Genomic DNA, 15,748 nt, shown 5'->3' on the forward strand with positions numbered 1-15,748 from the left:
CGCGCAGCCAGCTCGTGAGAACCGAGCCGAACGGTGGCGAGCACCGATCCGCACGTCGGCGAGCCGCCACCGGCTCGACGCGCGCTAGGCAGGCACCGCCTCGGTCGACGACTCGCCCGCATCCGCGAGCCCGCGGGGCGCCTCGTGCGCCACCTCGGCCTCGTGGACGCGCTGCACGAGGCGACGCGCCTCGGCGACGAGCGTGATCGAGCCAGCCACGAGCACGCCGCACTCGCCATCGCGCGCGATCGCCATGGAGGTCGCGAGGTCGAGGGCCTCGGCGACGGAGTCCGCGACCGTCACTCGCTCGGGTCCCCAGACGTCGACGGCCGCGGCCGCGAGCTCGGCGACCGGCGTCGCGCGAGGCGACGAGGTCTGCGTCACGATCACGTGGTCGACCACGGGCTCGAGGCCCGCGAGGATGCCGTCGCCGTCCTTGTCTGCGAGCACCGCGACGACGCCGACCACCGACTCGAAGCCGAACGTCTCCCCCATCGCTCCCGCGAGCGCGGTGACGCCGTGCGGGTTGTGAGCGGCGTCGACGACGATGGTCGGCTCGGCGGCGATCACCTCGAGACGCCCGGGTGAAGTCGAGCCGGCGAAGCCGCGGGCGACGGCGGCGTCGTCGAGCTCGAGCCCGCGCAGCTCGAGCGCGGCCTCGGTCGCGGCGAGAGCGACGAGCGCGTTCTGCGCCTGGAAGTCGCCGTGCAGCGGCACCAGCACGCCTTCGTGCGTCCCGCTCAGCGTGCGCAGCGTCACGACCTGGCCGGCGGGGCTCGCCTCTCGGGCGAGGAGGTCGTGGTGCAACCCCTCCCAGCGCAGCGAGGCGTCCCGCAGCGCGGCGTGCGCGCGGATGATGTCCTCGGCGACCACCGGCTGGGTCGCGGACACGACCACGGCGCCGGACTTGATGATCCCCGACTTCTCGGTCGCGACGCCGGTGATGCCACCGACGAAGTAGTTCGAGTGGTCCTCGGCCATGGGAGTCAGGACCGCGACCTCGCCGTGGACCACGTTGGTGGCGTCGCGGGAGCCGCCGATGCCGACCTCGATCACCGCGACGTCGACCTCGGCGTCCGCGTAGGCGACCATCCCCAGCACCGTCAGCACCTCGAAGAAGCTCATGTGCGGCCCGCCCGCGGCGAGCGAGCGCGCGTCCACCGCGTTGATGACGGGGGCGACGCGCTCCCAGAGGCGCTGGAGGGACTCCTGCGGCAGGGGCTGGCCGTCGATCTGGATGCGCTCACGGAACGTCGTCAGGTGTGGCGAGGTGAACAGGCCCGTGCGGAGTCCGTGGGAGCGCAGCAGCGACTCGATCATGCGGCTGGTCGACGTCTTGCCGTTGGTTCCGGTGACGTGGACCGCGCGGAGCTGCGTCTGGGGATCGCCCAGGATCGCGAGGGCCTCCGCGACGCGACGCATCTTGGCGTCGTGGTCGCCGTGGGTGGGGCGGGAGAAGATCAGCGCGTCGATCTGACGCTCGGCGTCGGCCGGGCTGAGCCCGACCATGGAAGGGAGATTCACCAGGATATTGTGCGGCCTCTCACGCGCTCCTGAGGACCAAACAGAGGGTGAATTTTCTGGCGCGGGGCTGCACCTCGGATCGTCGCCCGGCTGGCCGTCGCACCACCAGCGTCATGCCTGGTAGATGACCCTATCGAGAGGCGATCGCGGCACGGCATCCCGCGAGGGGGACGCCGCGCCGCGCGCGTCGCTACAGCTTCGCGACCGCGACGTCGAGCTCGGTGCCCGCGATGACCTCGATCTGAGCGTCGCCGGTGGCCGGATCGACGGCCAGGGTCTCGCGCGAGATGAGCTCGCGCCATGCCTCCACGGCTCCCACGCGGTCCACGGGAACGCGCAGCGTGAGGCGGATCCGGTCGGACACGTTGAGGCCCTCGGCCTTGCGGGTGTCCTGGACGGAGCGGACGACGTCGCGCGCGTAGCCCTCGGCCTCGAGGGCCTCGGTGAGCGCGGTGTCGAGCAGCACGAAGCCACCCGCGCCGTCGGGGCCGCGCAGCACTGCCGCGGCCTCCTGCGCATCCTCGTCGCCGCCGCCGATCACGGTCGCGAGCTCGTACTCGCCCTCGACCAGCGCGATGCCGCCGGACACCAGCCCGCCGGACTCCGAGACCGACCAGTCGCCCGTCTTCGAGCCCTTGATCGCGGCCTGGACGTCCTTGCCGATGCGCGGGCCGGCCGCGCGGGCGTTGACGGTGAGGCGCTGCTCGACGGGGTGCGCCGCGGCGAACGCGTCGATGCCGGTGAGCGCGACGTCCTTGACGTTGAGCTCGGTCCCGATGAGCGCGGCGTAGTCGGACAGCGATGCGGGATCGGCCACGGCCACCTCGAGGCGGGCGAGCGGCTGGCGCACGCGGATCTGCTCCTTCTTGCGCAGCGCGTGCGCGGTCGAGACCACCTCGCGCACCTGATCCATGACGTCGCCGAGCGACGCGTCACGCCAGGCGTCGGGCACCTCCGGGTAGTCGGTGAGGTGGACCGAGCGGCCGCCGGTGAGCCCGCGCCAGATCTCCTCCGAGACGAGCGGCAGCAGCGGCGCCGCGACGCGCGTCACAGTCTCGAGCACCGTGTAGAGCGTGTCGAAGGCGGCGGCGTCCTCCTCCCAGAACCGGTCGCGCTGGGTGCGCACGTACCAGTTCGTCAGGAGGTCCATGAAGCCCTGCAGGGTGTCCGAGGCTCCCGGGACGTCGTAGACGTCGAGCTGGGCCGTGACCTCGTCGACCAGCTCCGCCGTCTTGGCGAGGACGTACCGGTCCATGACGGGAAGGCCGGGAACCGCATCGGCCCTCACGGGCGAGGCGACGTAGCCCTCGCCCCCGGCGCACGCGCCTGCGTAGAGGGTGAAGAAGTAGTACGAGCTCCACAGCGGCAGCATCACCTCGCGCACGCCCTCGCGGATGCCCTCCTCGGTGACGACGAGGTTGCCGCCGCGCAGGATGGGGCTGCGCATGAGGAACCAGCGCATGGCGTCGGAGCCGTCGCGGTGGAACACCTCGTTGACGTCCGGGTAGTTGCGCAGCGACTTGGACATCTTGCGTCCGTCGGAGCCGAGCACGATGCCGTGCGACACGCACGTCGAGAACGCCGGCCGGTCGAACAGCGCGGTCGCGAGGACGTGCATGACGTAGAACCAGCCACGGGTCTGGCCGATGTACTCGACGATGAAGTCCGCCGGGTTGTGGCCGTCGAACCAGTCGCCGTTCTCGAACGGGTAGTGCACCTGCGCGAACGGCATCGAGCCCGAGTCGAACCACACGTCGAACACGTCGGGGATGCGGCGCATGGTCGACTGCCCCGTCGGGTCGTCCGGGTTGGGGCGGGTGAGGTCGTCGATGTACGGGCGGTGCAGGTCCGGCTGGCCCTCCTCGTTCAGCGGCAGGCGCCCGAAGTCGCGCTCGAGCTCCTCGAGCGAGCCGTACACGTCGACGCGCGGGTGCTCCTCGGAGTCCGACACCCATACCGGGATGGGCGTGCCGAAGTAGCGGTTGCGGGAGATCGACCAGTCGCGGGCGCCCTCGAGCCACTTGCCGAACTGCCCGTGCTTGATGTGCTCGGGCACCCAGGTGATGTCCTCGTTGAGCTCGACCATGCGGTCGCGGAACTCGCTGACGCGGATGAACCACGAGCCGATCGCGCGGTAGATCAGCGGGTTGCGGCAGCGCCAGCAGTGCGGGTAGCTGTGGTCGTAGGTCTCGTGCCGCAGGACGACGCCGTACGTCTTGAGGTCGCGGATGATGGGCGTGTTGGCGTCGAACACCTGCTGGCCCACGTAGTCAGGGACCTGACTCGTGAAGCGTCCCTTGGAGTCGACGGGGATCACGGTCTCGATGCCGGCCTCGGCGCACACCGCGGCGTCGTCCTCACCGAACGCCGGCGCGAGGTGCACGATGCCGGTGCCGTCCTCGGTCGACACGAAGTCGGCGGCGAGCACCTGGTGCGCGTTGGCGCCGTCCGTGAAGTAGCCGAAGGGAGGCTGGTAGTGCAGCCCGGCGAGCGCGGCGCCCGGGATGCGCGCGAGCACAGTCGGCTCGGCGCCCAGCTCGCGGGCGTAGGCGCCCAGGCGCGACGCGGCGAGCACCACGCGGCGCCCGGTCCACTCACCCTCGATGGGCGAGACGACCACGTACTCGATCTCGGGTCCGACGGCGACGGCGAGGTTGCTGGGCAGCGTCCACGGCGTGGTGGTCCAGATGACCGCCGATGCGCCCTCGAGCGCGGCCGCGTCGTCGCCCGACAGCGCGGACGCGGCGACCGACGCGGGGTCGAGCGGCAGCAGCACCGTCAGGGCCGGGTCCTGGCGCATCTGGTAGACGTCGTCGTCCATGCGCAGCTCGTGGTTGGACAGCGGGGTCTCGTCGCGCCAGCAGTACGGCAGCACGCGGTGGCCCTCATACGCGAGGCCCTTGTCGTACAGCGACTTGAAGGCCCAGATCACGGACTCCATGAAGGTCACGTCGAGGGTCTTGTAGTCGTTCTCGAAGTCCACCCAGCGGGCCTGGCGGGTGACGTACTCCTCCCACTCCTGGGTGTACTTCAGCACCGAGTCGCGGCAGGCCTTGTTGAACTGGGCGATGCCCATCTCCTCGATCTGCGACTTGTCGGTGATGCCGAGGATCCGCTCCGCCTCGAGCTCGGCGGGCAGGCCGTGGGTGTCCCAGCCGAACCGGCGCTCGACCCTCTTGCCGCGCATGGTCTCGAAGCGCGGCACCACGTCCTTGGCGTAGCCGGTGAGCAGGTGGCCGTAGTGCGGCAGGCCGTTCGCGAAGGGCGGGCCGTCGTAGAAGACGTACTCGTCCGCGTCCGCGCGGTTGTCGATCGACGCCTGGAATGTGCCGTCGGCCTTCCAGTACGCGAGCACGTCCTCCTCGATGGAGGGGAAGGCGGGCGATGCGGGCACCTCGGCGTCGGGCCGATGCTGGGGGTACGTGCTCATGATTCCTTCGGTGGTCCTGGCGTCAACTCTTGGCGAGGACGCCCCGGATCCCGGTGCGCGGTACCACCCCGCTTGCACCCTGCGGGTGCCGCTCTTGCTCGCTGTGACGGGCTGCCCGTGCGGTTCTACTGAGAGGGGCCGATGCGCCCTTCCGTTCTTCCGCAAGCTCACCGGTGATGGCCGGGTCGACGCTGCTGCCCACCAGTGTACGGGACGGGCATGCCCGTCCCGAGAGACCTAGGCTCGGGACATGAGCGACCTCACCGACCTTGCCGACGAGTTCTACGCCTTCTCCCTCGCCGCCCATCCCACGGACCTCATGTGGGCGGGCAAGCTCGAGCACCTCGCCGAGTGGGACGACTACTCGGTGGTGGGCACGGCGTCACGCGTCACGCGGGCCCGCGAGTTCGCCGCCCGGGCCGCCGCGCTCGAGGTCGGCGACGACCCGCAGCGGGTCGCGCTGCGCGACACGATCGTCGCCACGGCCGAGTCGATGGCGCGCGGCGCCACCTGGGTGACGGAGCTCGAGGCGCTCAACCCCAAGATGGGCGTGTTCGAGCTCGCGCTGTCCTTCGTCGACAACTTCCCCCTCGCCACGGCCCAGCACGGCGAGGACTACCTCGCGAAGCTCCGCGGGATGCCGCGCGCGCTCGACCAGATGGCCCAGGTCGCGAGCGACTCGGCCGACGAGGGCGTGGTCGCGCTCGAGAGCCACCTCACCGCGAGCGCCGATACGGTCGCGGCCTACCTGGGCTCGCCGGAGGGACCGGAGGACCGTCTCGCTGCCCAGGCCCCGCCCACCGAGCTCGACGAGGACGCGAGATCAGCGTGGGTCGCCGAGCGTGCACGCGTCATCAGCGAGGTGGTGCGCCCTGGCCTCGCGGCGTTCGAGGAGTCGCTGCGGGCGCTCGCCGAGCGCGGCATGCCCGATGAGCGGCCCGGGCTGGTGCACCTGCCCGGCGGCGCAGAGGTCTACCGGGACAAGATCTTCAGCCACCTGCTCCTCGACCGCACGGGTGAGGAGATCCACCAGCTGGGGCTCGACCAGGTCGCCGCGCTCGAGGAGGAGTACCGGGAGATCGCCGGCCCGGTGCTCGGCACGACGGACGTGTCAGAGATCTACGCGCGGCTGCGCGACGACCGGTCGATGAGGTACACCGACGCGGCGACGCTGGTCGCGGATGCCGAGGCCGCGCTGCGCAAGGCCGAGGCGGCGGCTCCGGAGTGGTTCGCGGTCATGCCGCAGACCCCGTGCCTCGTGGAGGCCACGCCCTACGGCGCGATGGCGTACTACTCGGCGCCGGACCCCGACACCGGCAAGGTGGGCACGTTCTACTTCAACACCTCGCACCCGGACGCGTGGTCGACGTACGAGCTCGAGGCGATCGTGTTCCACGAGGGCATCCCCGGCCACCACCAGCACCTCGCGCTCAACGCCGAGAACCAGGCGATCCACAAGGTGCAGCGCGAGCTGCACTCCACCTCCTACGCCGAGGGCTGGGGCCTGTACACGGAGCGCCTCGCGGACGAGATGGGGCTGTACGGCTCGGACCTGTCGCGCATCGGGATGCTCAGCGCCGACTCGCTGCGCGCCTGCCGGCTGGTGGTCGACACGGGCATCCACGCGCTCGGCTGGTCGCGGGAGCAGGCCATCCAGTACATGGTCGACCACACCCCCATGGACCGCGGACACATCGAGCAGGAGGTCGACCGGTACATCGGCCTGCCCGGGCAGGCCCTCGCCTACATGGTGGGCCGCCTCGAGATCATGGACATGCGCCGCGAGGCCCAGGAGCGCGACGGCTTCGACATCCGCGAGTTCCACGACCGCTTCCTCCGCTACGGCTCGGTGCCGCTCGCGACCGCGCGTCGGCAGGTGCTCGCGGACTGACGGGGCTCGGGCTCGGGCAGCACCGCACCCACGCGCGCTCCCTCGCCGAGCCTTCAGTCGGCGAGCGCCGCTCAGGCGTCGACCTGAGCGAGGACCTGGGAGATGACCTCGGCAGCGAGCCCGTCGTCAGGCCCGTCGCCGAGCAGCACCTTGATCACCAGCCGCTCATGCGGGTACAGGTAGGTCGACTCGGGCTGAGGCTCGAACGCCTCATCCTCGCTCAGCCCGTCGTACGACCAGGTGTCCGTGACGAGCACCATGTCGCCCTCGACGCCGTCGACCGACGTCGACGTGGCGGCGATCTCGCTCACCACCAGGGTGACGCCGTCCTCGTCGGGCCCGTGCCGGTACTCGTCGCAGCCTGCGGCGCCGTCGAGCGCCGCCTGAGCGACCTGCTGCGGCACGTCCGATGCCGCGAACTCGCGCACGGCCACGGTCACGGGCGGCGCTGCGGCGACGTCGTTGGCCTCGTCGTCGTCCATCCAGCTGGAGTGCAGGAGCGTCCCGTACTCGAAGACGAGGTCGTCCTCGAACGCCTCGCGGTCGTCCGCGGTCCGCAGCCGAATGGCGTGGTGGATGCTCTGGCACTCGGCCGGATCCAGGTCCAGCGCGTACTCCTCCGTGGGCACGATCCCCGCCCTCTCGGGCCTCGTGACCCATGCCAGCGCCTGGTAGTCCGGCAGCTCCACCGTGACGGCAGCGAGCGCCTCCTCGTTGCTGGCGGCGACGAGGTCCTCCTCGACGGCGGCGAGATCGAGGTCGCCCTCGTCGCCGCTGCCGCTGCTGCACGCCGTGAGGACGAGGCCCGCCGTCACGGCGATCGCCGCCCGGCGCGACCCTCTTCGCAGGTGCTCTCGACCCACGTGCGTGCGGAGCTCGCGGTGCGCCTTCCTCTTCACGCGTGCGGTGCTCGTGGTCTGCATCCCGTTCATGGCGACTCCCCCGTCCCCGGCCCGCGCCCCTTCGGCGCGTGACCCTCGGGGTGTCCACACCGGACCCGAGCGTGGGGTTGCCCCCCGAGGCTCTCCGACCTCGCCCGCGCGTGCCACACCGGCTGTGGACACGATCCCTACCCGCCGGTCCGGGCCAGCACCTGAGCGGCGAACTGCTCGAGCACCTCCACCGCGGCTGCGTCGGTGTCGTGCGGCTCAAGCTGCTGCGTCAGGACCGCGATCGCCGCCTCGCGCTCGCCCAGCAGGTAGAGGTCGACGATCGCGCCGTTGGCGAAGGTGAGCCGCGCGCGCACGGCGTCCTCCTCAGCGTCCGCGATGCGGACAGCGCCAGTCTCGACGGAGAGGATCGCCGCGGACCGGGTCTCTCCGGCGACAGCGGGAGCCTCGCCACCGCCGGGCTCCTGCGCGTCACCCTCATCGGCCCCGCTCGGCGCGCTTCCGTCGCCCGTCGTCGCACCGGCCGTCTCCTCGCCGCCGAGCCCCGCGTATCCGGGGGCGCACTGGGCCGCGAGGGTCGCGAAGTCGTCGACGAAGGCCTCAGCGCCTCCGTCGACGAACCACCGTGACGTCACCCGGGCGAGGGCGATGCCGTCGGGGTCCGTCACGATCCCGGTGCGCACCGTGACATCGGTGCTCGACGCCCAGAGGTCCGCCGGCCGCACCAGTCGCGCGTACTCATCGAGCGCGGCGCATCCCACGGGCTGCGCGGCGGGCGCCGCGTCGCGATAGGCAGCGGCTGCGGGCAGCACCGCGCCGTCGGCCTCGAACCCCAGGCCATCGACGGACGGCGCGAACTCGATGATGCTCTCGATGGTCGACGCGGGCTCCGCGGCACGGTCGGGCCAGCCGCCGAGGAGCGCGACGCCGCCCACCGCGACGACGCCGACCACGGCCGCGGCGACTGCCGAGCCCCGCATGGTGCGGGCCCGCCTGCGTGACCGGATCTGCCCGGCGTACAGGTCGACCTCGTCGGCCACGGGCGCGGACGCACGACCCTCCACCTCGATCAGTCCGCCGAGCCTCGAATGCAGGTCCTCGGTCATCGCATCCTCCTCACAGCAGCGGGTCCGGTCCGTCCGACGGCGCCGGCCCGGCGCGACCACCGCTGGCGCGCCCCCTCGCCCGTGGTCTCCACGGTCGCGTGGATGGACACCTCGTCGGCCGCGGTCGGCTCAAGCCCGGGGACCTCTGCGCCGAGCGCGGCGCGGAGCCGCTCGGCCGCGTCATGCAGGTAGCGCTTGACGGTGCCGACGCCCAGGCCCAGCTCGTCGGCGACGTGGGCGATGGGCAGGTCGTCGTAGTAGCGCAGCAGCACGCAGGCGCGCTGACGCGGCGACAGTTGCGCGAGGGCGCGCCGCAGGTCGTCGTAGTCGTCGAGCCGCGAGTCCGCTGGCGCGACCTCGGGCGCCGCGACCAGGTGCTCCTTCGCTCGCGCATGGCGCTCGTGCCGGCGCTCGTTGAGGAACTGGTTGCGGATGGTCCGCTTGACGTACGCCTCGGCGTGCTGGGCGTCGGTCAGGCGCCGCCCGCGGGAGAAGGTCCGCACGACCGACTCGTGCACGAGGTCCTCCGCCGCGGCCCTGTCGCCGCACAGCACGTACGCGTAGCCCACGAGCGCTCCCCTCCGCTCGCGCACCAGGGTCTCGAGCGTCGCTCCCCACGACTGCGTCTGCCATGACGCGGTGCGCCGAGACCCCATGGCGTCCTCCTCTGGCGGCTGCGCTCGCGCGCCGCCCGTACCTCCATCACACCACCGACCGCGAAAAGGTTGGGGGTGAGATCTCCCAACCTGCGCATCGGCGCTGCGCGAGCGACACTGGCAGGACAGCACACTCACCGAGGAGGTAGCCATGCTCGCTTCCAGCCCGGCCTTCGGATCGTTCTCGACGGACTCCGTCGAGAAGGCGGCCGCGTTCTACGGCGACGTCCTGGGCATCGACACCCAGGTCGACGACGCGATGGGGCCCATGCTGACCCTGTCCTTCCCCAACGGCGCGCGGTTCCTGGTCTACGAGAAGGACGACCACGCCCCCGCGACGCACACCGTGCTCATGCTGCCCGTCGAGGACGTCACGGCCACGGCCCGGCGGCTCGTCGAGGCCGGCGTCCGGCTCGAGCAGCTCGAGTGGACCGACGAGGACGGCGTCGCGCGCGACCCGAACGGAGAGATGCCGGAGACCGCGTGGTTCAAGGATCCGGCGGGCAACTGGATCTCGATCCTCGCGGTCGACGCCTGACGCGCCGGGAACAGCGGCCGGGCGCTGGCGGTTGCCCCTCCATGAGAGCCGCACGCCTGTCCGCCCTCGCCGCCGCGAGCGCCCTCGCGCTCGCCTCCTGCAGCGCCGATGCGCCCGCTGAGTCCTCGCCCACCGCCACCTCGGACACGCAACCGGGGGTGACGGCAGGCCCAGGCGGCGCGGCACCGTCCGCCTCTGCGCCGGGAGTCACCACGCCGGTGACCACCGTGACGGTCGCGGGCACCTCGGACATCGCCACCGGGCTCGCGGCGCCGTGGGAGGCGGTGTTCGCTCCCGACGGCTCGGCCCTCGTCTCGGAGCGCGACGCCGGGCGGATCCTGCGGATCGACGGCGACTCGGCCACGCCGCTCGAGGGCCCAGGGGCCGAGGCGCTCGCCTCCGCCGTCGACGCGACGGGCGAGGCGGGGCTGCTCGGCCTCGCGCTCCTGCCCGACGACCCGAACGTGCTGTACGCGTACCTCACGCGCGGCGACGGCAACGCCGTCGTGCGCATGAGCCTCGACGGCGACACGCTGTCAGAGCCGGTCGACGTGGTCGCGGGCATCCCCAAGGCCCGCAACCACGACGGCGGCCGGATCGCCTTCGGGCCCGACGGCTTCCTGTACGTCGCGACGGGGGACGCCGCCCAGCCCGACCTCGCCCAGGACCAGGGCTCGCTCGCCGGCAAGATCCTGCGCGTGGTCGCGGACGGCTCGGATTCCGACGGCTCCGCCGCTCCCGGCAACCCGTTCGGCGACGGCGTGTGGAGCTACGGCCACCGCAACGTGCAGGGCCTCGCGTGGCTGCCCGACGGGACGATGGTCGCCTCGGAGTTCGGGCAGTCCGACGCGGACGAGCTGAACGTCATCGAGCCCGGCGCCAACTACGGCTGGCCCGTCGTCGAGGGGCTCATCGGCGCCCCGGACGGCACGGCGCTGGGCGCGACCGTCGACGGGCTCACCTACCCCGTGGCCGAGTGGCGACCCACGTCCGCGTCCTCGCCGAGCGGGATCGCCGCGACCGAGGCCGGCGTGTTCGTCGCGTCGCTGCGCGGCGAGGCGCTGCACTGGGTCTCGTACGTCGACGGGGTCTTCGGGGAGCCGGAGGCGATCATCGACGACCTGGGCCGCGTGCGCGCCGCCGTGGTCGACGGTGACGGCGCGCTCCACGTGCTCACGAACAACACCGACGGGCGCGGTAGCCCGGGTGACGGCGACGACCGGCTCGTACGCGTCGACCTCGACCTCGAGGGCTGACGCGGGCGCAGCCGAGCCGGCGCGCGCATCGGCCCGCCGTCCCCCGGCGCAACCCCGTCCGGGGGGTCCGCCTGGCCGTGCCGCAGCATCGGGAACACGCGCCCGTTCCCCTCCGTTGTGTCGGGAGGCGCCTCCATCCGTGAACCGCGCCGGGCACGTTGTTGTGCAGTCCCCCCATGTTCTTCGCCCGGTACGCCGCGGAAAGGAGTGTTGCCGTGAGCCCCAGTGCTCCCACCGCGGAGCTCGAGCGTCCCCGCCTGAGCGACGCTTCGCACGACGTCGAACCCGACGTCGCCGCCGCGCAGGCCGAGCTGGCGAGCGCCGAGCTCGACCTCACCGACGCGACGACCGCGCTGCTGCCGCTCGTGGACGAGCCGCTCGGCACGGGCCCATACGACAACGACTCCTACGACAACGGCTCGCGCGGTGCTGACTCCGGGAGCCGGGCCTCGGGCGCGGGCCACGGGGCGGACGGCGACGCGCTCCTCGGCGCTCCCACGACGGCCAACTCTCCGCTGACGGAGGACCTCGCGCGCGCGGGCCTGCGCATCGGCGCACCAGCCGCCGAGGTGGACCCGACGACCGTCGCGATCCCGCAGGCGACGTCCGCGCTGCCGGTCGTGCTCGACGAGCCCGTCGCCGCGACTCGCACCATCGAGTCGCTGATGATGACGTCGCGGCGCGCCAAGCTCGCGCTGTTGACGCTCGCGCTGGCGGCCTTCGCGTTCGGCGTCAACGAGGCGTCCGTGGTCGCGATGAGCGCGCCCATCGCCGCCGGGCTCGGCGTTCCGGTGACCAGCGTCGGCATCCTCGCGACGGCGTTCGCGCTCACCGTCGTCATCGCCGCGATCCCGCTGGCCATGGCGACCCGCCGGTGGAGCCGCCGGGCCGCGGTGACCGGCGCGATCGGCACGTGGACGGTCGGCGTGGTCGTGGCCGCGAGCGCGACCAGCCTGCCGATGCTCGTCACCGGCCGCGTGGTGTCAGCTGCCGCGCACGCCTTGTTCTGGGCGATCGTCGCGCCCACCGCCGCGAGCCTCTTCGCGCCCCACCTGAGGGCGCGCACGGTCACCGCCATCATGCTGGGAGCCTCCGCCGCGGGCGTGCTCGGCACGCCCCTCATGACGTGGGTCGGAGCGTCGCTCAGCTGGCAGGCGCCGTACTGGGCGCTCGCCGGCTTCGGCGTCGTGCTCGCCGTCGGGGCCGTGATGACGCTCCCGGCCGTCAAGGCGCTCGGACCCATCTCGGGCACCGTCGGCGACCTGCCCTCGGGCAAGGCCTTCGCGCGCGTGCTCGCCGTCGCGTTCCTCGCGAGCGTCGGCATGTCCGTCACCTGGACCTACATCGTGCCGTTCTACACGGACGTCGCGGGGCTGCCCTCGGCGATGCTCCCGGCGCTTTTCGCGCTCGGCGGCACCCTCGCGGTCGCGGCGACCCTCAGCGTGGGGCGCTTCCTCGTGCGTCACGCCGTCCAGACCGTCGGCGTGGGCGCCGGCCTCATCGCCGTGTCCTGGGTGCTGCTCGCGCTGCGCCAGGACTGGTCCGCGGTCGCGGCGCAGGCGGTCATCTCGACGGGCTGGGCGATCATCACCGCGGGCCTGCTCACGTGGGCGATGCGCCACACGCCGTGGCGCACCGAGATGGGCGCGGGCGCGTACACGGTCACCATGAACGCGGGCGCGGCGATCGGCCCGCTGCTCGGCGCTGCCATCGTGGCGTCGTTCGGCACCGCGTGGCTGCCGGTGGTCTCGCTCGGGCTCACGCTGGCGGCCGTCGCCACCATCGGCACGGTCGACCGACGCACCGTCGAGCTCCTCCAGGTGCCGCGCCGGGTGCGGCTGCGCTACAAGGCACGTCAGCAGCGCGCGGCGCACCTCGCATCGCGGCGCAAGGCGCAGGCCAAGGCACAGCGCGCCACGCGCGCGGCCACCCGCCCCGCCCGTCCGGTGCGGTCGATCAGCCCGACGGTGCTGCGCCAGCGCCGCGGCGAGTGGAGCCGCCGCGTGGACGCGGCGGCGCGTCAGGCGCGCGGATCGGCCCGCCGCCACGAGGCCCAAGCCCGTCGCGCGCGCCAGGAGGCCGAGCGCGCACAGGCTGCGCAGGCAGGTCAGGGGACGCCGACCACCGCAGCCGAGTAGGTGCGGGTCCGCTGGCGAGTAGGCGGAGGTCGGCTCGCAAGTCGGCGGAGGTCGGCTCGCAAGTCGGCGGAGGTCGGCTCGCAAGTCGGCGGAGGTCGGCTCGCAAGTCGGCGGAGGTCAGCTCGCGAGTGAGCGGAGGGTCGCTCGCGCCCGCCGTGCGAGGGCGCATCGCTCACGCCTGTGCCGGGCTCGAACGCCTCGCGTCAAGCGCAACGCGCCCGCGAGGCACGTGCGTCTCAGGCGCCGGCGACGCCCGCGCAGGCCGTGGCGCGCGCTGACAGGCGTCCTGTGCGCCCACTCGCTACTGTGCGAGGCATGGACTGGCTCGTCGTCGTCTTCGCCTCCCTGGCCGCGCTGCTGCACGTGGGCTTCTTCGTGCTCGAGGCGGTGCTGTGGAAGCGCCCAGCCGTGCACCGCATCTTCGGCGCCCGCACGCCCGAGCAGGCCGAGCTGCTCTCCCCCGCCTTCTTCAACCTGGGCTTCTACAACCTGTTCCTCGGCATCGGCACGGGCGTGGGCGTGTGGCTGTGGCTCGACCGCGGCCAGGTGGCCCTGCTGGTCTTCGGGCTGCTGTTCATGGTCGGCGCCGCACAGGTGCTGCGCAGCCGCTCGCCGCGGATGTGGCGCGGCACGCTCATCCAGGGCGTCGCGCCGCTCCTGGCGCTGCTGATCCTGGCGATCGAGTCGTTCTAGTCGGCGCTCGGGGACGAGGCCGGGTCGAGCGGCGGGGCCGTCTGCGATCGCACCACGGCCACCATCATCGACCACAGCTTGGCGTCCTCGGAGCGCTCGCGCTGCAGGTGCTTGTCGAACACAGCCTTGAGGTCGTCGGACAGCTCGTCGCGCTGCTCGCGCGTGAGCCACAGCGGCTCGTGGCGCATGCCGAAGCGATCCTCACGCCAGGCGTCGCCCCCGACGGCGAGGTGCTCGGCGGTCGACTGCACGATCAGGTCGGCGAATGTCTGGGCGGCGCCGAGCAGCTCCTCGGGCGTGCCGGAGGTGAAGGTGTCGGGAGTCATCACCGCGTTCGCGGCGACCATCGAGTAGGTGCGCTCGATCGCGCCTCCGCGCCGTGTCTCGGAGACCACCTCGATGATCTCCGCGTCGTGCAGCTGAGCGATCGCGCGATAAAGCGAAGCCTGCGGGACGTCCTTGAGGAGCTCGCCGATCTGGCGCGTGGTGAGGTCGTCCGCGCTCAGGGCGATCACGACCCTCATGCGGACGGGATGCAGCAGCAGCCGCGCTCTCTCGTTCGACATGCTTGCGAGTCTAGACACGCAAAAGCCCTGGATCGGACACATTCCTTCGGTTTCCCGCGCATTTCCGCATCGTTGCCGCGCGGTGTGCTGGCGCCGTGACCGGTCTCAGGCCTTGCGCTCCCCCAGGCCCAGCTCCATCTGCTTCTGCCACCAATGCGGGTCGTACCGCTTGAGCGGATCGGGGTCGTAGGCGCGGCGCACGCCGTCGAGCATCACCTCGGTGTCGGCGATGTCGAGCACGCCGTCGGGGTCGCGGATCGCGATCGACGGGGGCTGCGTGAGAGCCTCGAGCGCGAAGTCGTGGATGACATCGTGGGCGAGCACGTGCGCCTGCGCGCGGACCGAGTGCTGCCCCAGCACGGTGGCCGTGACGATGACGCGCCACCGCTCACCCTCGTGACGCACGAGGTGCCCGGCCGCCTCCAGGCGGGCGAGCGCATCGGCCCCCACGGGACCGACCTCGATGGCGATCTGCACGCGCTCCACGAGGCCAGTGTCGCACCGGGCGACCCGCGTGTCAGCAGGGATCTTGGGGGCTCAGCCGCGCCGTCGACCCAACCCCGGGATGAACTTGCCGGTGCGCGCGGCGTACTCCGCGTAGCCGTCGTAGGCCTCGACGAGGTAGCGCTCCTCGGTCCGGCCCTTCACGTCGAAGAACACTGAGAGGACGACGATGGTCGCGTAGCACCACGCGCTGCCCGACCCGACCGCGACGCCCAGGCAGATGAGGATCAGCGCCGAGTACATCGGGTGGCGCACCCAGCGGTAGAGCCCGCTCGCGGCGAGCCCCGCGCGGTTGGGCACCGGCGACGGCGTCAGGGACGCTCCGAGGTTGCGGCCGGAGCCGAGGACCCCCGCCGCGCCGATCAGTACGAGCGCGATCGACACCGGCAGCGAGGACCACCAGTGCGGCTCGGCGTCGAGCAGCGCGGTGACCGCCACGGCGAGGAAGAGCAGCCCCTGGACGCCGACCATGCCCCACGCTCTGACCTGCCGCCGCTCCATTCCGCCAGCGTACGTGCACACGATGGTGCTACCGTTCCGACCGCCCCGGGGCGAC

13 protein-coding genes are annotated in these 15,748 nt (G+C 72.4%); 5 read left to right on the top strand and 8 right to left on the bottom strand.

All coding sequences use genetic code 11. The annotated features are described in order from the left end of the window. Positions 1-84 precede the first annotated feature (84 nt). Together B7K25_RS04230 and ileS are read right to left on the bottom strand one after the other, a co-directional pair. On the bottom strand, positions 85-1,524 hold the full coding sequence (locus tag B7K25_RS04230) for a folylpolyglutamate synthase/dihydrofolate synthase family protein (RefSeq protein ID WP_144018827.1): 1,440 nt from the start codon (positions 1,522-1,524) through the stop codon (positions 85-87). Positions 1,525-1,714: 190 nt separating this feature from the next. Then, entirely contained in the window at positions 1,715-4,954 is a 3,240-nt protein-coding gene (gene ileS, locus B7K25_RS04235; RefSeq protein ID WP_084104420.1) for an isoleucine--tRNA ligase, read from the bottom strand. Positions 4,955-5,204: 250 nt separating this feature from the next. Here ileS and B7K25_RS04240 point away from each other — a divergent pair, with 250 nt between their 5' ends. Further along, the gene (locus B7K25_RS04240; RefSeq protein WP_084104421.1) at positions 5,205-6,845 is read left to right on the top strand and encodes a DUF885 family protein; all 1,641 of its coding nucleotides are present in this window, start codon (positions 5,205-5,207) and stop codon (positions 6,843-6,845) included. 71 nt (positions 6,846-6,916) lie between these two features. On the opposite strand, the gene B7K25_RS04245 is transcribed toward B7K25_RS04240, so the two are convergent. The 3 genes from B7K25_RS04245 to B7K25_RS04255 form a co-directional block, all read right to left on the bottom strand. After that, complete coding sequence (locus tag B7K25_RS04245) at positions 6,917-7,777, bottom strand: hypothetical protein (protein ID WP_084104422.1); 861 nt, start codon at positions 7,775-7,777, stop codon at positions 6,917-6,919. Between the two features lie 137 nt (positions 7,778-7,914). Continuing rightward, entirely contained in the window at positions 7,915-8,841 is a 927-nt protein-coding gene (locus B7K25_RS04250; protein ID WP_084104423.1) for a hypothetical protein, read from the bottom strand. Continuing rightward, positions 8,838-9,497 (bottom strand): RNA polymerase sigma factor, encoded by a 660-nt coding sequence (locus B7K25_RS04255; RefSeq protein ID WP_084104424.1) that lies wholly within the window; start codon positions 9,495-9,497, stop codon positions 8,838-8,840. Before B7K25_RS04255 ends, B7K25_RS04250 begins: the two co-directional genes overlap by 4 nt. A 151-nt stretch (positions 9,498-9,648) precedes the next feature. On the opposite strand from B7K25_RS04255, the gene B7K25_RS04260 reads away from it, so the two are divergent. The 4 genes from B7K25_RS04260 to B7K25_RS04275 all read left to right on the top strand — a co-directional run bounded on the left by B7K25_RS04260 (position 9,649) and on the right by B7K25_RS04275 (position 14,122). Next, positions 9,649-10,035, top strand: coding sequence for a VOC family protein (locus B7K25_RS04260; protein ID WP_084104425.1), 387 nt, complete (start codon positions 9,649-9,651; stop codon positions 10,033-10,035). Positions 10,036-10,076: 41 nt separating this feature from the next. Further along, the gene (locus B7K25_RS04265; protein ID WP_084104426.1) at positions 10,077-11,291 is read left to right on the top strand and encodes a sorbosone dehydrogenase family protein; all 1,215 of its coding nucleotides are present in this window, start codon (positions 10,077-10,079) and stop codon (positions 11,289-11,291) included. Positions 11,292-11,506: 215 nt separating this feature from the next. Continuing rightward, positions 11,507-13,429: an MFS transporter gene (locus B7K25_RS04270; protein WP_159450106.1), complete on the top strand. Its 1,923-nt coding sequence runs from the start codon at positions 11,507-11,509 to the stop codon at positions 13,427-13,429. A gap of 315 nt (positions 13,430-13,744) precedes the next feature. Beyond that, the gene (locus B7K25_RS04275) at positions 13,745-14,122 is read left to right on the top strand and encodes a DUF1304 domain-containing protein (RefSeq protein WP_084104428.1); all 378 of its coding nucleotides are present in this window, start codon (positions 13,745-13,747) and stop codon (positions 14,120-14,122) included. Here the strand turns inward: B7K25_RS04275 and B7K25_RS04280 are convergent. From B7K25_RS04280 to B7K25_RS04290, 3 genes are all read right to left on the bottom strand, one after another. Next, positions 14,119-14,688 (bottom strand): helix-turn-helix domain-containing protein, encoded by a 570-nt coding sequence (locus B7K25_RS04280; protein WP_159450107.1) that lies wholly within the window; start codon positions 14,686-14,688, stop codon positions 14,119-14,121. The genes B7K25_RS04275 and B7K25_RS04280 overlap by 4 nt on opposite strands. Before the next feature lie 105 nt (positions 14,689-14,793). Further along, the gene (locus tag B7K25_RS04285; RefSeq protein WP_144018829.1) at positions 14,794-15,174 is read right to left on the bottom strand and encodes a hypothetical protein; all 381 of its coding nucleotides are present in this window, start codon (positions 15,172-15,174) and stop codon (positions 14,794-14,796) included. 51 nt (positions 15,175-15,225) lie between these two features. Further along, complete coding sequence (locus B7K25_RS04290) at positions 15,226-15,693, bottom strand: isoprenylcysteine carboxylmethyltransferase family protein (RefSeq protein ID WP_159450108.1); 468 nt, start codon at positions 15,691-15,693, stop codon at positions 15,226-15,228. Positions 15,694-15,748: the final 55 nt, after the last annotated feature.

The sequence above is a fragment of the Demequina sp. NBRC 110056 genome (assembly GCF_002090155.1).
GTDB lineage: Bacteria > Actinomycetota > Actinomycetes > Actinomycetales > Demequinaceae > Demequina.

Bases quoted from the DNA above. Each gene is read 5' to 3' on its own strand.
- ileS (WP_084104420.1), bottom strand. From the start codon at position 4,954: ATGAGCACGTACCCCCAGCATCGGCCCGACGCCGAGGTGCCCGCATCG.
- B7K25_RS04240 (WP_084104421.1), top strand. From the start codon at position 5,205: ATGAGCGACCTCACCGACCTTGCCGACGAGTTCTACGCCTTCTCCCTC.
- B7K25_RS04245 (WP_084104422.1), bottom strand. From the start codon at position 7,777: ATGAACGGGATGCAGACCACGAGCACCGCACGCGTGAAGAGGAAGGCG.
- B7K25_RS04250 (WP_084104423.1), bottom strand. From the start codon at position 8,841: ATGACCGAGGACCTGCATTCGAGGCTCGGCGGACTGATCGAGGTGGAG.
- B7K25_RS04255 (WP_084104424.1), bottom strand. From the start codon at position 9,497: ATGGGGTCTCGGCGCACCGCGTCATGGCAGACGCAGTCGTGGGGAGCG.
- B7K25_RS04260 (WP_084104425.1), top strand. From the start codon at position 9,649: ATGCTCGCTTCCAGCCCGGCCTTCGGATCGTTCTCGACGGACTCCGTC.
- B7K25_RS04265 (WP_084104426.1), top strand. From the start codon at position 10,077: ATGAGAGCCGCACGCCTGTCCGCCCTCGCCGCCGCGAGCGCCCTCGCG.
- B7K25_RS04275 (WP_084104428.1), top strand. From the start codon at position 13,745: ATGGACTGGCTCGTCGTCGTCTTCGCCTCCCTGGCCGCGCTGCTGCAC.
- B7K25_RS04280 (WP_159450107.1), bottom strand. From the start codon at position 14,688: ATGTCGAACGAGAGAGCGCGGCTGCTGCTGCATCCCGTCCGCATGAGG.
- B7K25_RS04290 (WP_159450108.1), bottom strand. From the start codon at position 15,693: ATGGAGCGGCGGCAGGTCAGAGCGTGGGGCATGGTCGGCGTCCAGGGG.